The 19,625-nt window shown below is 73.8% G+C and carries 19 protein-coding genes; all 19 read left to right on the plus strand.

The window, feature by feature from the left end; translation table 11 throughout:
• Window positions 1-26: 26 nt before the first annotated feature.
• Window positions 27-2,039 (plus strand): threonine--tRNA ligase, encoded by a 2,013-nt coding sequence (gene thrS / locus Cph01nite_RS07745; RefSeq protein ID WP_203672945.1) that lies wholly within the window; start codon window positions 27-29, stop codon window positions 2,037-2,039.
• Window positions 2,040-2,042: 3 nt separating this feature from the next.
• Window positions 2,043-2,609: an HIT family protein gene (locus tag Cph01nite_RS07750; protein ID WP_203672947.1), complete on the plus strand. Its 567-nt coding sequence runs from the start codon at window positions 2,043-2,045 to the stop codon at window positions 2,607-2,609.
• A gap of 7 nt (window positions 2,610-2,616) precedes the next feature.
• Window positions 2,617-3,225 (plus strand): phosphatidylinositol phosphate synthase, encoded by a 609-nt coding sequence (gene pgsA / locus Cph01nite_RS07755; RefSeq protein WP_203672949.1) that lies wholly within the window; start codon window positions 2,617-2,619, stop codon window positions 3,223-3,225.
• Complete coding sequence (locus tag Cph01nite_RS07760; RefSeq protein ID WP_203672951.1) at window positions 3,222-4,217, plus strand: phosphatidylinositol mannoside acyltransferase; 996 nt, start codon at window positions 3,222-3,224, stop codon at window positions 4,215-4,217. Before pgsA ends, Cph01nite_RS07760 begins: the two co-directional genes overlap by 4 nt.
• Window positions 4,218-4,231: 14 nt before the next feature.
• The gene (locus tag Cph01nite_RS07765; protein ID WP_203673141.1) at window positions 4,232-5,419 is read left to right on the plus strand and encodes a glycosyltransferase family 4 protein; all 1,188 of its coding nucleotides are present in this window, start codon (window positions 4,232-4,234) and stop codon (window positions 5,417-5,419) included.
• Window positions 5,416-6,084: a hypothetical protein gene (locus Cph01nite_RS07770; protein ID WP_203672953.1), complete on the plus strand. Its 669-nt coding sequence runs from the start codon at window positions 5,416-5,418 to the stop codon at window positions 6,082-6,084. Before Cph01nite_RS07765 ends, Cph01nite_RS07770 begins: the two co-directional genes overlap by 4 nt.
• A 173-nt stretch (window positions 6,085-6,257) precedes the next feature.
• Window positions 6,258-7,172, plus strand: coding sequence for a pyridoxal 5'-phosphate synthase lyase subunit PdxS (gene pdxS, locus Cph01nite_RS07775; protein WP_203672956.1), 915 nt, complete (start codon window positions 6,258-6,260; stop codon window positions 7,170-7,172).
• Window positions 7,169-7,771: an NUDIX hydrolase gene (locus tag Cph01nite_RS07780; protein ID WP_203672958.1), complete on the plus strand. Its 603-nt coding sequence runs from the start codon at window positions 7,169-7,171 to the stop codon at window positions 7,769-7,771. Before pdxS ends, Cph01nite_RS07780 begins: the two co-directional genes overlap by 4 nt.
• Before the next feature lie 53 nt (window positions 7,772-7,824).
• Window positions 7,825-9,021, plus strand: coding sequence for a pyridoxal phosphate-dependent aminotransferase (locus Cph01nite_RS07785; RefSeq protein ID WP_203672960.1), 1,197 nt, complete (start codon window positions 7,825-7,827; stop codon window positions 9,019-9,021).
• An 11-nt stretch (window positions 9,022-9,032) separates the two neighbouring features.
• The gene (pdxT, locus tag Cph01nite_RS07790; RefSeq protein ID WP_203672962.1) at window positions 9,033-9,644 is read left to right on the plus strand and encodes a pyridoxal 5'-phosphate synthase glutaminase subunit PdxT; all 612 of its coding nucleotides are present in this window, start codon (window positions 9,033-9,035) and stop codon (window positions 9,642-9,644) included.
• Window positions 9,645-9,734: 90 nt separating this feature from the next.
• Complete coding sequence (locus Cph01nite_RS07795) at window positions 9,735-10,490, plus strand: YebC/PmpR family DNA-binding transcriptional regulator (RefSeq protein ID WP_203672964.1); 756 nt, start codon at window positions 9,735-9,737, stop codon at window positions 10,488-10,490.
• A gap of 83 nt (window positions 10,491-10,573) precedes the next feature.
• Window positions 10,574-11,140, plus strand: a complete 567-nt coding sequence (ruvC, locus tag Cph01nite_RS07800; protein WP_203672966.1) for a crossover junction endodeoxyribonuclease RuvC — start codon at window positions 10,574-10,576, stop codon at window positions 11,138-11,140.
• A 78-nt stretch (window positions 11,141-11,218) separates the two neighbouring features.
• Window positions 11,219-11,830: a Holliday junction branch migration protein RuvA gene (gene ruvA / locus Cph01nite_RS07805; protein ID WP_203673142.1), complete on the plus strand. Its 612-nt coding sequence runs from the start codon at window positions 11,219-11,221 to the stop codon at window positions 11,828-11,830.
• Window positions 11,831-11,915: 85 nt separating this feature from the next.
• Window positions 11,916-12,920: a Holliday junction branch migration DNA helicase RuvB gene (ruvB, locus tag Cph01nite_RS07810; protein WP_203673143.1), complete on the plus strand. Its 1,005-nt coding sequence runs from the start codon at window positions 11,916-11,918 to the stop codon at window positions 12,918-12,920.
• A gap of 111 nt (window positions 12,921-13,031) precedes the next feature.
• The gene (gene yajC, locus Cph01nite_RS07815; protein WP_239069123.1) at window positions 13,032-13,439 is read left to right on the plus strand and encodes a preprotein translocase subunit YajC; all 408 of its coding nucleotides are present in this window, start codon (window positions 13,032-13,034) and stop codon (window positions 13,437-13,439) included.
• Between the two features lie 83 nt (window positions 13,440-13,522).
• Entirely contained in the window at window positions 13,523-15,469 is a 1,947-nt protein-coding gene (secD, locus tag Cph01nite_RS07820; RefSeq protein WP_239069124.1) for a protein translocase subunit SecD, read from the plus strand.
• The gene (gene secF, locus Cph01nite_RS07825) at window positions 15,469-16,554 is read left to right on the plus strand and encodes a protein translocase subunit SecF (RefSeq protein ID WP_203672968.1); all 1,086 of its coding nucleotides are present in this window, start codon (window positions 15,469-15,471) and stop codon (window positions 16,552-16,554) included. Before secD ends, secF begins: the two co-directional genes overlap by 1 nt.
• Entirely contained in the window at window positions 16,551-17,129 is a 579-nt protein-coding gene (locus Cph01nite_RS07830; protein WP_203672970.1) for an adenine phosphoribosyltransferase, read from the plus strand. The genes secF and Cph01nite_RS07830 overlap by 4 nt, the downstream gene beginning before the upstream one ends.
• Before the next feature lie 108 nt (window positions 17,130-17,237).
• The gene (locus Cph01nite_RS07835; protein ID WP_203672972.1) at window positions 17,238-19,625 is read left to right on the plus strand and encodes a RelA/SpoT family protein; all 2,388 of its coding nucleotides are present in this window, start codon (window positions 17,238-17,240) and stop codon (window positions 19,623-19,625) included.

A 19,625-nucleotide genomic window follows, 5' to 3' on the forward strand; every position in this document is an offset into this window, starting at 1 on the left:
GGGCAGACCCGAGGAGCTGGCGCAGCGTGCCCGAGCACATCACCCTGACCGTCGACGGCGTCGAGACCCCGGTCGCGCAGGGCACGACGGGCACCGAGCTGTTCGCCGACCGCCGTGACGTCGTGGTCGTGCGCGTGGACGGCGAGCTGCGCGACCTCGCCCTGCCGCTGCCCGAGGGGGCGACCGTCGAGGCCGTCACCCTCGGCTCCCCGGACGGGCTCGACGTGCTGCGGCACTCGGCAGCGCACGTCCTCGCGCAGGCCGTGCAGGAGGTCAACCCCTCCGCCCGCCTGGGCATCGGGCCGCCGATCACCGACGGCTTCTACTACGACTTCGACGTCGAGACCCCGTTCACGCCCGAGGACCTCAAGGCGATCGAGAAGGTCATGGGGCGCATCGTCAAGGAGGGGCAGACCTTCCGGCGGTGGGACGTGACCGAGGCCCAGGCGCGCGAGGAGCTCGCGGCCGAGCCCTACAAGCTCGAGCTCATCGGACTCAAGGGCGAGGCCGGCAGCACCGACGGCGCGTCGGTCGAGGTCGGCCTCGGCGGCCTGTCGATCTACCAGAACGTGCGCGGCGCGGGTCGCGAGTCCGAGGCGGTCGTCTGGCAGGACCTGTGCCGCGGACCCCACCTGCCCAGCACCCGCCTCATCGGCAACGGGTTCCAGCTGACCCGCTCGGCCGCCGCCTACTGGCGCGGCTCGGAGAAGAACCCGCAGCTGCAGCGCGTCTACGGCACCGCGTGGCCCACCAAGGACGAGCTCAAGGCGCACCTCGAGCGGATCGCCGAGGCCGAGCGCCGCGACCACCGCAAGCTCGGCAACGAGCTCGACCTGTTCTCCTTCCCCGAGGAGATCGGCTCCGGCCTGGCGGTGTTCCACCCCAAGGGCGGCATCATCCGCATGGAGATGGAGGAGTACTCGCGCCGCCGGCACGTGCAGGCCGGCTACTCGTTCGTCAACTCCCCGCACATCACCAAGGAGCAGCTGTTCCAGATCTCGGGCCACCTGGACTGGTACGCCGACGGCATGTACCCGCCGATGCAGCTCGACGAGGAGCGCGACGCGGACGGCCACGTGCGCCGGGTCGGGCAGAACTACTACCTCAAGCCCATGAACTGCCCGATGCACAACCTCATCTACGCGGCGCGCGGGCGGTCCTACCGCGAGCTGCCGCTGCGGCTGTTCGAGTTCGGCACCGTGTACCGCTACGAGAAGTCCGGCGTCGTGCACGGCATGACCCGGGCCCGCGGCTTCACGCAGGACGACGCCCACATCTACTGCACCCGCGAGCAGATGAAGGACGAGCTGACCAGCCTGCTGACGTTCGTGCTCGACCTGCTCAAGGACTACGGGCTCGACGACTTCTACCTCGAGCTGTCGACGAAGAACCCCGAGAAGTCCGTCGGCTCGGACGAGGTCTGGCAGGAGGCCACCGACACGCTGCGCGAGGTCGCCGAGGCCTCGGGGCTCGACCTCGTGCCCGACCCCGGCGGTGCCGCGTTCTACGGCCCCAAGATCTCCGTGCAGGCCAAGGACGCGATCGGGCGCACCTGGCAGATGTCGACCATCCAGCTCGACTTCAACCTGCCCGAGCGCTTCGAGCTCGAGTACACCGCCCCCGACGGCACGCGGCAGCGGCCGGTGATGATCCACCGTGCGCTGTTCGGCTCGATCGAGCGCTTCTTCGCGGTGCTCACCGAGCACTACGCCGGCGCGTTCCCCGCCTGGCTCGCGCCCGTGCAGGTGCTCGCGGTGCCCGTCGCCGAGCCGTTCGAGCCGTATCTCGACGACGTCGTGGCCCGCCTGCGGGCGCAGGGGATCCGCGCCGAGGTGGACCGCTCCGACGACCGGTTCGGCAAGAAGATCCGCAACGCCTCGACGCAGAAGATCCCGTTCGTGCTCATCGCTGGCGGCGAGGACGCGGAGGCCGGTGCGGTGTCCTTCCGCTACCGCGACGGACGGCAGGACAACGGCGTGCGCGTGGCCGAGGCCGTCGAGCGGATCGTCTCCGCCGTGCGCGACCGCGTCCAGGTCTGAGCCGTGGTCCCTCCCGACGACGTCGAGCCCGCCGCCGCCCTCGCGGGGGAGCCGGACGGCTTCGAGCGGCTGTGGACACCGCACCGCATGGTGTACATCGGCGGTCAGGACAAGCCCGCCGACGACGCGCCCGGCGACGGCTGCCCCTTCTGCCGGATCCCCGCACTGACCGACGAGCAGGGCCTGGTCGTGCACCGGGGGAGCGTCGCGTACGTCGTGATGAACCTCTACCCGTACAACTCCGGGCACCTGCTGGTGTGCCCCTACCGCCACGTCGCGGACTACACGGACCTCACGGACGACGAGACGCTCGAGGTCGCCGCGCTCACCCGCGCGGCCATGCGCGTCGCCCGCGAGGTCATGCACCCCGACGGCTTCAACCTCGGCATGAACCAGGGCCAGGTCGCCGGCGCGGGGATCCAGGCCCACCTCCACCAGCACGTCGTCCCCCGCTGGGGCGGCGACGCGAACTTCCTGCCGATCGTCGCGCGCACCCGGGCGCTGCCCGCGCTGCTGGGTGACACGCGCGCGGCGCTCGCCGCCGCCTGGCCGACCACCACGAAGGGATGAGCGCCACGTGCTGAGCCGACTGCGCGGGGTGATGACGCGGCTGTGGACGCCGCTCGCCGACGCGCTCCTGCGCGCCGGGGTGTCGCCGGACGCCGTGACGATCGCCGGGACGCTCGTGGTCGTCGTCACCGCGCTGTGGGCGTTCCCGACCGGCCACCTGCTCCTGGGTGCCCTGCTCATCGCCGTGTTCACGCTGACCGACTCCATCGACGGCGTGATGGCACGGCGCTCGGGCCGCAGCGGACCGTGGGGGGCGTTCCTCGACTCGACGCTCGACCGGTTCGGGGACGGCGCCATCTTCGCCGGCCTCGTGCTCTGGTACACCGGCGCGGGGGACTCGCGCCCCACCGCCGTCCTCGCCCTCGCGTGCCTCGTCCTCGGGTCGATCGTGCCCTACGCCAGGGCACGCGCCGAGGGGCTGGGCATGACGGCCAGCGTCGGCATCGCCGAGCGTGCCGACCGCCTCTTCGCGGTGCTCACCGCGACCGTCCTCGTCGGGGCGGGGCTGCCCGTCGTGGTCATGACGGTCGTGCTCGCCGTGCTCACCGTGGCCTCGGCCGTCACCGTCGTCCAGCGGATGGCGACCGTGCACCGCCAGGTCCGGGCCGCGTCGTGAGCATCGACGTGGCGCGCGCCTACCACCTCGCCTGGCGCGTGGGGCACCGGCTGCCCGGCGTCCTGGTGCGTGCGGCCACCACGCTCGGGGCCGACGTCGCCTGGTGGCGGCGGGGGTCCGGCGTGCGCCGTCTCGAGGCGAACCTCGCCCGGGTGCGACCCGAGCTGGACGAGCGCGCGCTGCGACGGCTGTCCCGCGCCGGGATGCGCTCGTACATGCGGTACTTCGGGGAGGCGTTCACCCTGCGCGGCCTGAGCGCCGACCAGCTCGCGGCCCGGGTGCGCGCCGAGGGCCTGGAGCACCTGCAGCCCGACCTCGACGCGGGCCGGCAGGTCGTCCTCGCGCTGGGTCACCTGGGCAACTGGGACCTCGCGGGGGCCTGGGCGACCGCTCACCTGGCACCGGTGACGACGGTCGCGGAGCGGCTGCAGCCGGAGGAGCTGTTCCAGGAGTTCCTCGCGTTCCGCGAGAGCCTCGGTCTGCGGATCATCCCCCTCACGGGTGCCGGCGACGTGTTCCGGCAGCTGGTGCGCGTCGCCCGCACGGGCCCCGGCCTGCTGCCGCTGCTGGCCGACCGCGACCTGACGGCCAAGGGGCTCGAGGTCGACCTCTTCGGCCACCGGGCCCGCGTGGCGGCCGGGCCGGCAGCCCTGGCGGTCATGACCGGCGCCACGCTGGTGCCGACCTCCGTCACGTACGAGCGGCTGCGCCGGGCGCGTCGGCGCGCGGCCGGCGGACCCTGGGGAGTCGTCATCCGCTTCTGCGCGCCCGTCACGGTCGGCGACGACGTCCCCCGCGCCGGACGCGTCCAGGCGCTCACCCAGGCCTGGGTCGACGCGCTCGCCGCGCAGATCCACGCCCACCCGCAGGACTGGCACATGCTCCAGCGCGTGTTCGTCGTCGACCTCGACCCCGCGCGTGACGCCGCACGCCGCGCCGGCGGGGCGCCGCCGACCGGGGACGACGCGCTCGAGGTCGGGAGCACCACGTGACCGGGGGCCGCCGCCTGCGGGTGGGACTCGTGTGCCCCTACTCGTTCGACGTGCCCGGTGGCGTGCAGTTCCACGTCCGCGACCTCGCGGAGTCGCTCCTGGCGCGCGGGCACGACGTGTCGGTGCTCGCACCGGCCTCCGACGACACCCCCGTGCCGCCGTACCTCGTGCCGGCCGGCCGGGCGGTCCCGGTGCACTACAACGGCTCGGTCGCGCGCATGACCTTCGGCCCGGTGACGGCCGGGCGCGTGCGCCGCTGGCTGGCCGCCGGGCAGTTCGACGTGCTCCATCTGCACGAGCCGGTCACCCCGAGCCTCGGGATGCTCGCGCTGTGGATCGCGGACGGCCCGGTCGTCGCGACGTTCCACACCTCGCTCGTCCGCTCCCGGCCGCTGCAGATGGCGTACCCGCTCGTGCGCCAGTCGCTCGAGAAGATCTCGCTGCGCGTCGCGGTGTCCGAGGACGCCCGGCGCACCCTCGTCGAGCACCTGGGCGGTGACGCGGTCGTCATCCCGAACGGGGTCTGGGTCGACACGTTCGCGCGGGCCGGCACCGACCCCCGCTGGACCGGGACCCCCGAGGCGCCGACCGTCGCGTTCCTCGGGCGGCTCGACGAGCCGCGCAAGGGCCTGGCCGTGCTGCTGCGCGCGGTCGCCACGGTGCTCGCCACCCACCCCGGGGCGCGGTTCCTCGTCGCCGGCAGCGGGGAGACGGGACAGGAGCAGGCGCGGGAGGTCCTCGGCGACCGGGCCGCGTCGGTCGAGTTCCTCGGCGGCGTCAGCGAGGACGACAAGGCCCGGCTGCTCGCCTCGGCCGACGTGTACTGCGCGCCGCAGACCGGCGGCGAGAGCTTCGGGATCGTCCTCGTCGAGGCGATGAGCGCCGGGACGACCGTCGTGGCGAGCGACCTCGGCGCCTTCAGCCGCGTCCTCGACGACGGCGAGGCGGGGGTGCTGTTCCGCACGGGGGACGCCGCCGACCTCGGGGCGACCCTCGTGCGCGTCCTGGGCGACGCGGACCTGCGGGAGCGTGTGAGCGCACGCGCGTCGCGCGTGGTGCGGCGGTACGACTGGTCGGCCGTGACCGACCAGGTGCTCGCGGTCTACGAGATGGCCGTCGCCGGGGGTGACGCCCCCGTCGGGGAGGACCCGTCCTCGCTGCGCGGCGCCCGGCTGATCGAGCTCCGGCGGGGACGCACGTGACCGGCTGGTCGGACGGCACCGCCGTCCTGGCCGTCGTCGGCGTGGTGGCCCTGCTCGCGTGGCTCGTGTGGATCCGCGCCAACCGGCTCGACCGCCTGCACCGCAAGGTGGGCGCCTCCCGCGCGGTCGTCGACGCCCAGCTCGTGCGCCGGGCGTCCGCCGCCGCCGAGCTCGCGACGAGCGGCCTGCTCGACCCCGCCAGCTCGCTGGTCGTGGGCGAGGCCGTCTGGGAGTCGCTGACCCTGGGAGGCGCGGGGGACCCGCCGGCGGGCCTGCTCCCGGCCGACCTCAGCGACCAGCTGTCCGCTGCCACCGTCACGGGCGCGGCGGCGGACCGCGCGCAGGTCGAGAGCGAGCTCACCGCGGCGCTGCGCGTGATCCTCGACGACCCCGGCGAGGTGGCCGCGCTCGCGGACGACCCCCTCGGCGGTCGCCTGCTCGACGAGCTCGCTGCCTCCTGGTACCGCGTGCAGCTCGCCCGACGCTTCCACAACGAGGCCGTCGCCCAGACGCAGCGGGTGCGCCGGGGCGGGCTGGTGCGGCTGCTGCGTCTCGCCGGCCACGCACCGGAGCCGCGGACCCTCGAGCTCGACGACGCCTGGCCGCACGGCCTGCCGCGCCCGGGCGAGGCCCGCCCGGTGGCGCACCCGGGCGCGGACGTCTGACCGCGTGCGCGTCACCGGTCCCGTCCGGGTGCCGGGCGCGGCGACCGACCGCCGGCCACGACGACCTAGGATGGGTGGGCACCGACCACGGCGGCCGGCGCCATCGGTCCCGCCCGCAGGCGCTGACCGCGCGGGCGCCGGGCGTCCCGAACCACGGATCGAAGAGGTCTGACGTGACCGAGAACTCCCAGCCCACCGCTGCCGCCGGTGAGGTCGGAACCGCGCGGGTCAAGCGCGGCATGGCCGAGATGCTCAAGGGCGGCGTCATCATGGACGTCGTCACGCCGGAGCAGGCGAAGATCGCCGAGGACGCCGGCGCGGTCGCCGTCATGGCGCTCGAGCGCGTGCCGGCGGACATCCGCGCGCAGGGCGGCGTCGCGCGCATGAGCGACCCCGATCTCATCGACGGGATCATCTCGACGGTCTCCATCCCCGTGATGGCCAAGGCGCGCATCGGCCACTTCGTCGAGGCCCAGGTGCTGCAGTCCCTCGGCGTCGACTACGTCGACGAGTCCGAGGTGCTGACGCCCGCCGACTTCGCGCACCACATCGACAAGTGGGCGTTCACCGTCCCGTTCGTGTGCGGGGCCACGAACCTGGGTGAGGCGCTGCGTCGCATCACCGAGGGTGCGGCGATGATCCGCTCGAAGGGCGAGGCGGGCACGGGTGACGTGTCGAACGCGACCACCCACATGCGGACGCTGCGTGACGAGATCCGTCGTCTGACGTCGCTGCCCGAGGACGAGCTGTACCTCGCGGCCAAGGAGCTCCAGGCGCCGTACGAGCTGGTCAAGGAGGTCGCGACGGCCGGCAAGCTGCCCGTGGTGCTGTTCACCGCCGGCGGCATCGCGACGCCCGCGGACGCGGCCATGATGATGCAGCTCGGTGCCGAGGGCGTGTTCGTCGGCTCGGGCATCTTCAAGTCGGGCAACCCGGCGGAGCGGGCCGCGGCCATCGTCAAGGCCACGACCTTCTACGACGACCCGGACGTCATCGCGAAGGTGTCGCGGGGCCTCGGCGAGGCCATGGTCGGCATCAACGTCGACGACGTCCCGGTGCCGCACCGCCTCGCCGAGCGGGGCTGGTGACCACGCCCGACCCGCAGGCCACCGGGGCCGTCCCCGTCGCGCCCACCGGCGTCGACGGCGGCGGCCCCGCGGCCGTCCTCGGCCCCGAGTGGGTGCCCGGACCCGACGGCCTGCTGTCCCGCCGTGCGGCGCGCGTCCTCCTGCTCGACGAGGACCACCGGGTCCTGCTCGTGCGGGGGCACGACGTGGACGCGCCCGAGCGCTCGTGGTGGTTCACGGTCGGCGGCGGCATCGACGTCGGCGAGGACGCGCGCGCGGCCGCGGTGCGGGAGGTCCGGGAGGAGACCGGGATCCGGCTGACCCGCGACGACCTCGTCGGTCCGGTGTACACGCGGTCGGCCCTGTTCGACTTCGCGGCGCGCACGTGCCGCCAGGACGAGGAGCTCTTCGTCGCGCGGGTCCGCAGCAGCGACGTCGCGCTCAGCCGTGACGGCTGGACGGACGTCGAGCGCGACGTCATCGACGAGCTGCGGTGGTGGGACGTCGACGAGCTCGAGCGGGTGCGGATCGAGGTGTTCCCCGAGGGGCTCGCGGGCCTGGTCCGGGACATCCTGGTCTGGGACGGGACCACCCGTCACCTGGGGCTCGCGCGCGAGTAGCGACGTACCGGTCGGTAACATCACGGTCACGTGGCCGGGCTAGCGTCGCCACCATGCCGCGTCCCGCCGTGTCCTCGCCCGTCGCCCGCATCCCCCGCTCGGGCATCCGCACGCTCATGGACCTCGCGCTGCGCGACCCGCAGGCCCTCCACCTCGAGATCGGGGAGCCCGACGCGGCGCCCGCGGCACACGTCGTCGAGGCCGTCGCGGCAGCGGCGCACGACGGCCGGACCGGGTACACGTCGAGCCTCGGCCTCGGGACCCTGCGTGCCGCCGCCGCCGACCGCGTGACCCGCACGCACGGCCGCGCGACCGCTCCCGACGAGGTGGTCGTGACCCACGGTGCGATGCACGGCCTGGCGATGGCCATGGCGACGCTGCTCGCCCCGGGCGAGGAGATCCTGCTGCCCGATCCCACCTTCCCCAACTGGCAGATGGCGGCGGTGGCCGCGTCGGCCGTCCCCCGCTCGTACCCGGCACGGGCGGAGCGGGGCTTCGTCCCCGACCCGTCCGAGGTCGAGGCCTGCGTGACGCCGCGCACGCGCGCGCTCGTCGTGTGCTCGCCCAACAACCCCACCGGGGCCGTGTACCCGCAGGACGTCGTCGCCGGGCTCGTCGAGGTCGCCCGGCGCCACGACCTGTGGCTGCTGTCCGACGAGTGCTACGAGGCCGTCACCTTCGACGCGCCGCACGTCAGCCCGCTCGCGCACGACACCGACGGTCGCGTCGTCGCGTTCTTCAGCACCTCCAAGACCTACGCCCTGACCGGGTGGCGCACCGGGTACGCGGTCGTGCCGGACCCCGACGTCGTCGAGGCCATGGGTCACCTCGCGGAGGCGACCGTGGCGTGCCCCTCGACGCCGGGGCAGATCGCGGCGCTCGCCGCGCTCACCGGGCCGCAGGACGGGGTGGCGGCCGCGGTGGCGTCGTACCGGGAGCGGCGGGACGCGGCCTGCGCGCTGCTCACCGCACGCGGCGTGGCGCACGTCGTGCCGCAGGGCGCGTTCTACCTCATGGTCGACGTGGGGGCGGCCGACACCGAGGACTTCGCGCAGCGGCTCCTCGCACGCCGGCACGTGGCGGTCGCGCCGGGCGCGACCTTCGGCGAGCACGCGGCCGGGATGGTGCGGGTCTCGCTCGCGGCCCCGCGGGACCTGCTCCTCGAGGGGCTGACGCGGCTGGCCGACGAGGTCGTGGCGGCCCGTGGCCGGGACCGGTCGCGCGACGCCCTGGCGTCCTCGGGAGCCTAGGATCGTCGCTCGTGAGTCCGACGATCGGTGTCCTGGCCCTGCAGGGCGACGTCCGCGAGCACGTCGCCGTCCTGCACTCCCTCGGCGTCGGGGCGGTGGGCGTGCGGCGCCGCGCCGAGCTCGACGCGGTCGACGGGCTGGTGATCCCCGGCGGTGAGTCCACGACGATCGACAAGCTGCTGCGTGCGTTCGAGCTCGACGGGCCCGTCCGCGAGCGGCTGCAGGCGGGCATGCCGGCGTTCGGCTCGTGCGCGGGCATGATCCTGCTGGCCGACCGGATCATCGGCGGGATCGACGGTCAGCGCACGCTCGGCGGTGTCGACATCACCGTGCGGCGCAACGCCTTCGGCCGGCAGGTCGACTCCTTCGAGACGGACCTCGTCATCGACGGCGTCGACGACAGCGCGACCGACCCGGTGCACGCCGTGTTCATCCGCGCGCCGTGGGTCGAGGAGGTCGGGCCCGCAGCGCGGGTCGTCGGCCGCGTCGCGGACGGTCCGGCCGCCGGTAGGATCGTCGCGGTGCGCCAGGGCCCGCGTCTCGTCACCTCGTTCCATCCGGAGGTGACCGGGGACCCGCGGGTGCACCGACTGTTCGTGCAGATCGTCCGCGACAGCCTGTGACGTCGCGGGACCCTCGACCCGTCCGGTGCCGGGCGGCGAGGCGGGGGAGCGACGCGGGCGCACCAGCGGAAGACGAAGGGGTAGCGAGTCATGTCGGGTCACTCCAAGTGGGCCACCACGAAGCACAAGAAGGCCGTCATCGACGCGAAGCGCGGCAAGCTGTTCGCCAAGCTCGTCAAGAACGTCGAGGTGGCCGCCCGCACGGGCGGCGGTGACCCCGCGGGCAACCCGACGCTCTTCGACGCCATCCAGAAGGCGAAGAAGTCCTCGGTCCCCAACGACAACATCGACCGGGCGGTCAAGCGCGGTTCCGGCCAGGAGGCCGGCGGTGCGGACTACCAGTCGATCACGTACGAGGGCTACGGCCCCGGCGGGGTCGCCGTCCTGGTCGAGTGCCTGACGGACAACCGCAACCGCGCCGCGTCGGACGTGCGGGTCGCGTTCACGCGCAACGGCGGCCAGATGGCCGACCCGGGGTCCGTGGCGTACATCTTCAGTCGGCGTGGCGTCGTCATCGTCCCCCAGGAGGGCACGGACGAGGACGCCGTCATGGAGGCGGTCCTGGAGGCCGGCGGCGAGGAGGTCAACGACCTCGGTGACACGTTCGAGGTCATCAGCGCCGCGACGGACCTGGTGCCGGTGCGCACCGCGCTGCAGCAGGCGGGGATCGACTACGACTCCGCCGACGTCGTGTGGTGGCCGTCCACGCAGGTCGAGGTCGACGCGGACGGGGCGCGCAAGATCCTGCGGCTCATCGACGCGCTCGAGGACTCCGACGACGTGCAGAACGTCTACGCCAACTTCGACGCGTCCGACGAGGTCATGGCCGAGCTCGACGCCGACTGACCCGCCGCGCACCGCGCGCACGTCGGGCCCCGTCACCGGAGTGGCGGGGCCCGACGCGTGCGTCGGCCTGCGACGATGGGCGCGTGCGCGTGCTCGGAGTGGACCCCGGCCTGACCCGGTGCGGCCTCGGCGTCGTCGACGGGCTGCCGGGACACCGCGCGCGTCTCGTCCACGTGTCGGTCGCCCGCTCCGACGCCACGCTCGACGTCGACCAGCGGCTGCTGGTCATCGAGCGCGCCCTCGAGGAGTGCCTCGAGGAGCACGCGCCCGACACGGTCGCGGTCGAGCGGGTCTTCGCGCAGCACAACGTCAGCACGGTCATGGGCACGGCCCAGGTCGCCGGGCTCGCCATGGTCGCGGCGGCACGCCGGCGCATCCCGGTGGCGCTGCACACCCCCAGCGAGGTCAAGGCGGCCGTCACGGGGTCCGGTCGGGCCGGCAAGGCGCAGGTCCAGACCATGGTCGCCCGGCTGCTCGGCCTCGCCGAGGTGCCGCGGCCCGCCGACGCCGCCGACGCGCTCGCCCTGGCGATCTGTCACCTGTGGCGTCCGGCGGGTGCGCTCGGTGCCCCCCAGCGCGAGCCGGGGGGCATGACGACGGCGCAGCGCCAGTGGGCGGCCGCGGAGCAGGCGGCCCGTCGCCACGCCTGACGCGGACCACGCGTGTCGTTCGTACACGTGTTCGCCCCGGTGTGGCACAGTGTGGCGGTCGACGACGGGAGGAGCGCGGTGATCGCGTCGGTGCACGGCACGGTGCTGGCGGTACGGCTGGACTCGGCGGTCGTGGAGGTCGGCGGGGTGGGTCTGCTCCTGCAGGCGACGCCCGCGACGCTCGCGGGCCTGCGGGTCGGGCAGCCGGGCCGGGTGTTCACGTCCCTCGTCGTCCGGGAGAACGCACTGACGCTGTTCGGCTTCGCCGACGACGACGAGCGCGACGTCTTCGAGACCCTGCAGACCGTCTCGGGGGTCGGCCCCCGGCTGGCGCTGGCGATGCTCGCGGTCCACACGCCGGACGGGCTGCGCCGGGCCGTCGCGCACGAGGACCTCGCGGCGCTGATGCGCGTGCCCGGCATCGGGCGCAAGGGGGCGCAGCGGATCGTGCTCGAGCTGGGGGAGCGGCTGGGTGCGCCGGCGCCGGCGGGCGGGGGCGCCGCGGCGGTGTCGTCGGCGGACCACCGCGAGCAGGTCGTGGAGGCGCTCGTCGGTCTGGGGTGGCCGCTGCGCGCCGCGCAGGACGCGGTCGCTTCCGTGCTGGACGGCTCGCCCGCGCCGGTGGGGGCCGACGAGGTCCCCGGCGTGCTGCGCGCGGCGCTGCGGTCGCTGGGCAGCGCCCGTGCGTGACGGCGGTGCGCGGCTCGAGGTCGGTGAGCCCGGCGGGGACGCCGACCGGTACGGGGACGGCGAGCCCTACGGGTCGGAGTCGCTCGTGCGGCCCGCGGCCGACGAGCCCGAGCGCGCGGCCGAGGCGGCGCTCCGTCCGCGGCGGCTCGAGGAGTTCGTCGGGCAGCGGGTGGTCCGCGACCAGCTGTCGCTGGTGCTGCAGGCGGCGCTCGGGCGCGGGCTGGCGCCGGACCACGTCCTGCTGTCCGGCCCCCCGGGTCTGGGCAAGACGACGCTCGCGATGATCATCGCTGCCGAGCTCGGGGCGTCGCTGCGCGTCACGAGCGGCCCGGCGATCCAGCACGCGGGGGACCTCGCGGCCGTGCTGTCCTCCCTGGAGGAGGGCGAGGTGCTCTTCATCGACGAGATCCACCGGCTCGCGCGCCCGGCCGAGGAGCTGCTCTACGTCGCCATGGAGGACTTCCGTGTCGACGTGATCGTCGGCAAGGGCGCGGGGGCGAGCGCGATCCCGCTGTCCCTGCCGCCGTTCACGGTGGTCGGTGCGACGACCCGCGCCGGCCTGCTGCCCGCCCCGCTGCGCGACCGGTTCGGCTTCACCGGCCACCTCGACTTCTACGCCGACGACGAGCTCGAGCGCGTGCTCGTGCGCTCGGCCGGGCTGCTCGGTGTGCCGCTGGAGGGGACGGCCGCCGCCGAGATCGCCTCGCGGTCGCGGGGGACGCCGCGCATCGCGAACCGGCTGCTGCGCCGCGTCCGCGACTGGGCGCAGGTCCGCGGCGACGGCAGGCTCTCGCTGGCTGCCGCCCGCTCGGCGCTGCAGGTCTACGAGGTCGACGAGCGGGGCCTGGACCGGCTCGACCGGTCGGTGCTCGACGCGCTGTGCCGGCGGTTCGGCGGGGGCCCGGTCGGGCTGACGACCCTGGCCGTCGCGGTCGGGGAGGAGCCGGAGACGGTCGAGACCGTCGCGGAGCCGTTCCTGGTGCGCGAGGGGCTCATCGGACGCACGTCGCGGGGTCGCGTGGCGCTCCCGCCCGCGTGGGAGCACCTCGGGCTGCCCGTGCCGGCGCCGTCCGACACGCTGTTCGGCTGACCGTCAGCGCGCCGCGACCCGGTCGGACGGGCCGTCGCAGGAACCTCCTGGGACGGACGGACGTTGGAGCGGCGGGCCGCGGCGCCTAGACTGCGGCGGACGTTCGACACGATGCGGAGATACCACCACCTCATGGACTACTCGTTCCTGATCATCATGCTGCTCGCCTTCGCCGGGCTGTGGTTCATGTCGAGCCGCTCGCGCAAGCAGCAGCGCGAGGCGGCCGACTTCCGCAGCAACCTGGCCGTGGGTGACGAGGTGATGACGGGGTCGGGCCTCTTCGGCACCGTCACCGCGCTGGAGGGTGACGTGGTCACGCTCGAGTCGACCCCCGGCAGCTCGACGCGCTGGCTGCGTGCCGCGATCGCCCGTCGGGTCGACCCGGTCGTCGCCGACGACGCGCCGGACGACGAGCACGCCGTCGTCGAGGACGCGCCGGTGGTCGACGTGCCCGACGACCTGTCCTCGCTGCCGCCGGAGCCTCCGGCGGCCCGTGACGAGGACCGCGACACCAAGTGACTCCCCGGCCCGGGCGACGACGCCCGGGCCCCGACCCCACCGGCCGCGTCAGCGGGCGGTGCGCGCACGAGAGAAGAACTCCGTTGGCTCCTCCTCCCCGCCGCCGCGAACGGCCGGTCCGCACGCTCGTCACCCTCGCGGTGCTGACCGTCGCGCTGTTCGCCTCGATCTTCGCCGGCACCCGCTGGGGCGACGCGTCCTTGACGCCCAACCTCGCACTCGACCTCGAGGGGGGCACGCAGGTCATCCTCCAGCCGGTCGCCGAGGCGCAGGGCGACGTCACGGCCGAGACGATCGACCAGGCGATCGCGGTGATCCGCCAGCGCGTCGACGCCTCGGGCGTCGCCGAGGCCGAGATCACCAGCCAGGGCGGCGACAAGATCGTCGTCGGGCTGCCCGGCCGGCCCAGCGAGGAGACGCTCGCCCTGGTCCGGACGTCCGCGCAGATGGAGTTCCGTCCGGTGCTGGTGATGGGCGGCGCCGCGCCCACGACGCAGACGGCGGAGGACCCCGCCGCGGAGGACGCCGCCGACCCCGCTGCGGATCCCGCCGCCGACCCCGCCGCGGAGGACGCCGCCGACCCCGCTGCCGAGGACGCGGCCACCGACGACGCCGCAGCCGACGCCACCGCCGAGGACTCGGCCGCGGACCCCGCCGCCGAGGAGCCCGCGGCCGACGCGCCGCCGTCGGACCAGCCGACCAAGGCCGCACCGGACAACCCGAGCGACATCGCGTACTACGTGACCCCGGCCGTGCAGGCCGAGTTCGAGGCGCTCGACTGCACCCTGCCGGAGAACCGCACCGGTGGCGTCCCCGGCGACCCGGACACGGCGTTCGTCGCCTGCGACCAGGAGGGCTTCGCCAAGTTCATCCTGGGACCCGTCGAGATCCCCGGCGAGGAGATCGCCGGCGCGACGTCGAGCCTGGGCACCACGTCGACGGGAGCGTCGACCGGTCAGTGGGTCGTCAACCTCGAGTTCACCCGTGCCGGGACACCGAAGTTCACCGAGGTGACCACGCGCCTGGCGAGCCAGGGCGAGCCGCTCAACCAGTTCGCGGTCGTGCTGGACGCGCTCGTCATCTCGGCGCCGTCCGTCAACGAGGTGATCCCCAACGGCCAGGCGCAGATCTCCGGCTCCTTCACCCGCGAGACCGCGGCGACCCTGGCCAACCAGCTGGACTTCGGCTCGCTGCCCCTGAGCTTCGAGGTGCAGAGCCAGCAGCAGATCTCCGCCACGCTCGGGTCCGAGCAGCTCCAGAAGGGTCTGCTCGCCGGGGTGATCGGCCTCCTGCTCGTGGTCGTCTACTCGCTGTTCCAGTACCGCGCCCTCGGCCTGGTGACCGTGGCCTCGCTCGTCGTCGCGGCGCTCATCACCTACGGCGTCATCACCCTGCTGTCCTGGGTGCAGGGCTACCGGCTCTCGCTGCCCGGTGTCGCGGGCCTCATCGTGGCGATCGGCATCACCGCCGACTCGTTCATCGTGTACTTCGAGCGCATCCGCGACGAGCTGCGGGACGGTCGCACCCTGCCCGCCGCCGTCGAGAAGGGCTGGGAGCGCGCTCGGCGCACGATCCTCGCCTCCGACGCGGTGAGCTTCATCGCCGCCATCGTGCTGTACGTCCTGGCCGTCGGCGGTGTGCGCGGGTTCGCGTTCACGCTCGGCCTGACGACCGTCGTCGACCTCATCGTCGTCTTCCTGTTCACCCACCCGGTCATGGTGCTGCTCGCTCGCACGCGGTTCTTCTCCGGTGGACACCCCGCCTCGGGTCTCGACCCGCGTCGCCTGGGAGTCGACGCCGGCCGCTACGCCGGCCGGGGCCGGGTCGTCGAGCCCGGGCGGGTGAGCACCGCGCCCTCCGCGACCGCGTCGGCACGTGAGCCGGTCGCGGTCGGGGCCCCGGGCCAGACGATCGCCGAGCGCCGGGCCGCGGCACGCGCCGCGCAGGCCACGGCCGCACCACCGCAGGACCCACCCACGACCGCTGACGACGCGCCCACCGACGGCCGTCCCGAGGGGAGCGACCGCTGATGGCCAGGGGATTCGCCCAGTGGGGCAACGACCTCTACACGGGGCGCCGCTCGTACGACATCGTCGGCAGGCGCCGCACGTGGTACCTCGTCTCGGCGGTGCTCGTCGCGATCTCGGGCATCCTGCTCGTCACGCCGGGGCTGAACCCGGGCATCGAGTTCCGGGGTGGTTCGGAGTTCACGGTGTCGGGGGTCGAGACCACCGACCAGCAGCTGGCGACGGACACCGTGCAGGCCATCGCGCCGGGGGAGACGCCCCGCGTCACGACGGTCGGCGGCTCGTCGCTGCGGATCCAGACGGCCGAGCTCACCAACGAGGAGGTCGAGGAGGTCCGCGACAGCCTCGCCGCCGCCTTCGGTGTGGACGAGGATGAGGTCACCAGCGCCTACATCGGGCCGAGCTGGGGCCAGGACGTCTCCCAGAAGGCCCTGACGGGCCTGGTCGTCTTCCTCGCGTTCGTCGCCCTCGTCATGACCGTGTACTTCCGCAACTGGCGGATGGCCGCGGCGGCGATGCTCGCGCTGTTCCACGACCTGGCGCTCACGGTGGGCGTCTACGCGGCCGTCGGGTGGGAGGTCACGCCCGCGACCGTGATCGGCTTCCTCACGATCCTCGGGTACTCGCTCTACGACACCGTCGTCGTCTTCGACAAGGTGCGGGAGAACACGGCGGACACGCTCGAGCAGTCGCGCTTCACGTACGCGGAGAAGGCGAACCTCGCCGTCAACCAGACCCTCGTCCGGTCGATCAACACCTCGGTGGTGGCCCTGCTGCCCGTCGTGTCGATCCTCGTCATCGGGGCGTTCATCCTGGGTGCTGGCACGCTGCGGGACATCGCGCTCGCGCTGTTCGTCGGCATGCTCGTCGGGACGTACTCGTCCGTCTTCCTCGCCACACCCCTGGAGGTGACCCTGCGCGAGCGGGAGCCCCGCATCCGTGAGCACACCACCAAGGTGCTCGCGGCCCGGGCGGGCATCGCGGACGCGGACGCGGAGAGCGTGGGCGCGGCGCCCCGCGCCACGGCCGCGCTGCGGCCCGGAGGTCACCTGGGTCCGGCGGCGCAGCCGAAGCGCAAGGGTCGATGAGCGCGGTCGTGGACGGGCCGGGCGCGCAGCCCGGCCCGTCGACCGGTCGCGTCGAGCTCGCACGGCTCGTCGACGGACTCCTGCGCACCGTCCCGGACTTCCCGGAGCCCGGCATCCAGTTCCGCGACATCATGCCGCTGCTCGCCGACGCCGACGCGTTCGCCCGCGTGGTGCAGGCGCTCGCCGACCACGTGCACGGACCCGTGGACCTCGTCGCCGGCATGGAGGCGCGCGGGTTCCTGCTGGCCGCACCGGTCGCCGCGGCGCTGCGCGCCGGGGTGGTGCCGGTCCGCAAGGCCGGCAAGCTGCCCGGGCCGGTCGCGTCGCAGTCGTTCGCGCTCGAGTACGGTGTCGCGGCCGTCGAGGTGCAGCCGGGCACCATCCCCGACGGTGCGCGGGTCCTGGTCGTCGACGACGTGCTGGCGACAGGCGGGACCGCCGCGGCCACGGTGGGCCTGCTCGAGGCGTGCGGTGCGACGGTCGTCGGCCTGAGCTTCCTCGTCGAGCTCGAGGGCCTCGGCGGCCGGGCCCTGCTCCCGGGTCGCTCGGTGGACTCCCTGCTGACCCTCGGCTGAGGCGCGTCGCCCGGACGGCGCTCGCGCGGCGGCGCGACCTGTGCCGATGTCGGCCGTGGTCCGCAGCGGTCGTAGACTCGTCCGAACCACGGGAGGGGGTGCGCGGCGATGGCCGAGAAGGTCGGATCAGGGACGGACGCGGTGACGTCGCCCGTCCCCGTGGCGCCCGCGCCCGCGGACGTCACGACACCGGGAGCGGGCGTGCCGGTGTCCCCGGAGGGCGAGCCGGTCACGGGGTCGACAAGCCGGGTGCGTGCGCGCCTGGCGCGCCTGTCGGGTCGCTCCGCGCCCGCGTACCCGGCGCTCGAGCCGGTGCTGCAGGCGGTGCGCACCAACCACCCCAAGGCCGACCTCTCGGTGATCGAGCAGGCGTACGTCGTGGCCGAGCTCGCGCACCGCGGGCAGCTGCGCAAGAGCGGCGACCCGTACATCACGCACCCCGTCGCGGTCGCGACGATCCTCGCCGAGCTCGGCATGACGCCGTCGACGATCGTCGCCGCGCTGCTGCACGACACGGTCGAGGACACCGAGTACTCCCTGGACCAGCTCCGGCGCGACTTCGGCCCCGAGGTCGCGATGCTCGTCGACGGCGTCACCAAGCTCGACAAGGTCACCTACGGCGACGCCGCCCAGTCCGAGACCGTGCGCAAGATGGTCGTCGCGATGTCCCGCGACATCCGCGTCCTGGTCATCAAGCTCGCCGACCGCCTGCACAACGCCCGGACGTGGAAGTTCGTCTCCGCGCCGTCGGCGGAGAAGAAGGCACGCGAGACCCTCGAGATCTACGCCCCGCTGGCCCACCGCCTCGGCATGAACACCATCAAGTGGGAGCTCGAGGACCTGTCCTTCGCGACCCTGTACCCCAAGGTGTACGACGAGATCGTCCACCTCGTCGCGGAGCGGGCCCCGGCACGCGAGGAGTACCTCGCGACCGTGCGCGAGCAGGTCGGCGCGGACCTGCGCACCGCGAAGATCAAGGCGGCCGTGACCGGGCGGCCCAAGCACTACTACTCGATCTACCAGAAGATGATCGTGCGGGGCCGCGACTTCACGGACATCTACGACCTGGTCGGCGTGCGCGTCCTGGTCGACACCGTCCGCGACTGCTACGCGGCCCTCGGTGCGCTCCACGCGCGGTGGAACCCGGTCCCCGGCCGGTTCAAGGACTACATCGCGATGCCCAAGTTCAACCTCTACCAGTCGCTGCACACCACGGTGATCGGGCCGGGGGGCAAGCCGGTCGAGATCCAGATCCGCACGCACGACATGCACCGGCGTGCGGAGTACGGCGTGGCGGCGCACTGGAAGTACAAGGAGACGGCCAAGACCGGCCCGCAGGACTCCGCCGGCAACGACATGACCTGGCTGCGGCAGCTCGTCGACTGGCAGCGCGAGACCGCCGACCCCACGGAGTTCCTCGACCTGCTGCGCGACGAGATCGCCGGGGCCGAGGTGTACGTCTTCACCCCCAAGGGCGACGTGCAGGCCCTGGCGGCGGGCTCGACCCCCGTGGACTTCGCGTACGCCGTGCACACCGAGGTCGGTCACCGCACGATGGGCGCCCGGGTCAACGGGCGGCTCGTGCCGCTCGACTCGACCCTCGAGAACGGCGACGTCGTCGAGGTCTTCACGTCGAAGTCCGAGACCGCCGGGCCGAGCCGTGACTGGCTCGCGTTCGTCAAGAGCCCTCGGGCGCGCAACAAGATCCGGCAGTGGTTCACCAAGGAGCGCCGCGAGGAGGCGATCGAGCACGGCAAGGACGCGATCGCCAAGGCGATGCGCAAGCAGAACCTGCCGATCCAGCGGCTCATGTCGCACGAGGCGCTCGTCGCGCTCGCCCACGAGATGCGCTTCGCGGACGTGTCGGCCCTGTACGCGGCCGTCGGTGAGGGCCAGGCGTCCGCCGCGTCGGTCGTGCAGCGGCTCGTGCACTCGCTCGGGGGGGAGCCCGCCCAGGAGGAGGACCTCGCCGAGGCCGCGCGCCCGGGAGCGACCGGTCGCCGGGTCCGCTCCGGTGACCCCGGCGTGGTCGTCAAGGGCGTGGAGGACGTCTGGGTCAAGCTCTCCAAGTGCTGCACGCCCGTCCCGGGCGACCAGATCATCGGGTTCGTCACGCGCGGCGCCGGCGTCTCGGTGCACCGGACCGACTGCCTCAACGTCGAGGCCCTGCGCCGGCAGCCCGAGCGCATCGTCGACGTCGAGTGGACGCACACCAGCTCGCAGCTGTTCCTCGTCCAGATCCAGGTCGAGGCGCTGGACCGGTCGCGGCTGCTCTCGGACGTCACCCGGGTGCTGTCCGACCACCACGTCAACATCCTGTCCGCGTCGGTCTCGACCTCACGGGACCGGGTCGCACTCTCGCGCTTCGTCTTCGAGATGGCCGAGCCGTCGCACCTGGCCTCGGTGCTGACAGCCGTCCGCAAGGTCGAGGGCGTCTTCGACGTCTACCGGATCACCGGGTCGCGCGGCGCGGAGGAACCCGCCATCCGGGCCTGA

Source organism: Cellulomonas phragmiteti (assembly GCF_016862775.1).
Classification (GTDB): domain Bacteria; phylum Actinomycetota; class Actinomycetes; order Actinomycetales; family Cellulomonadaceae; genus Cellulomonas; species Cellulomonas phragmiteti.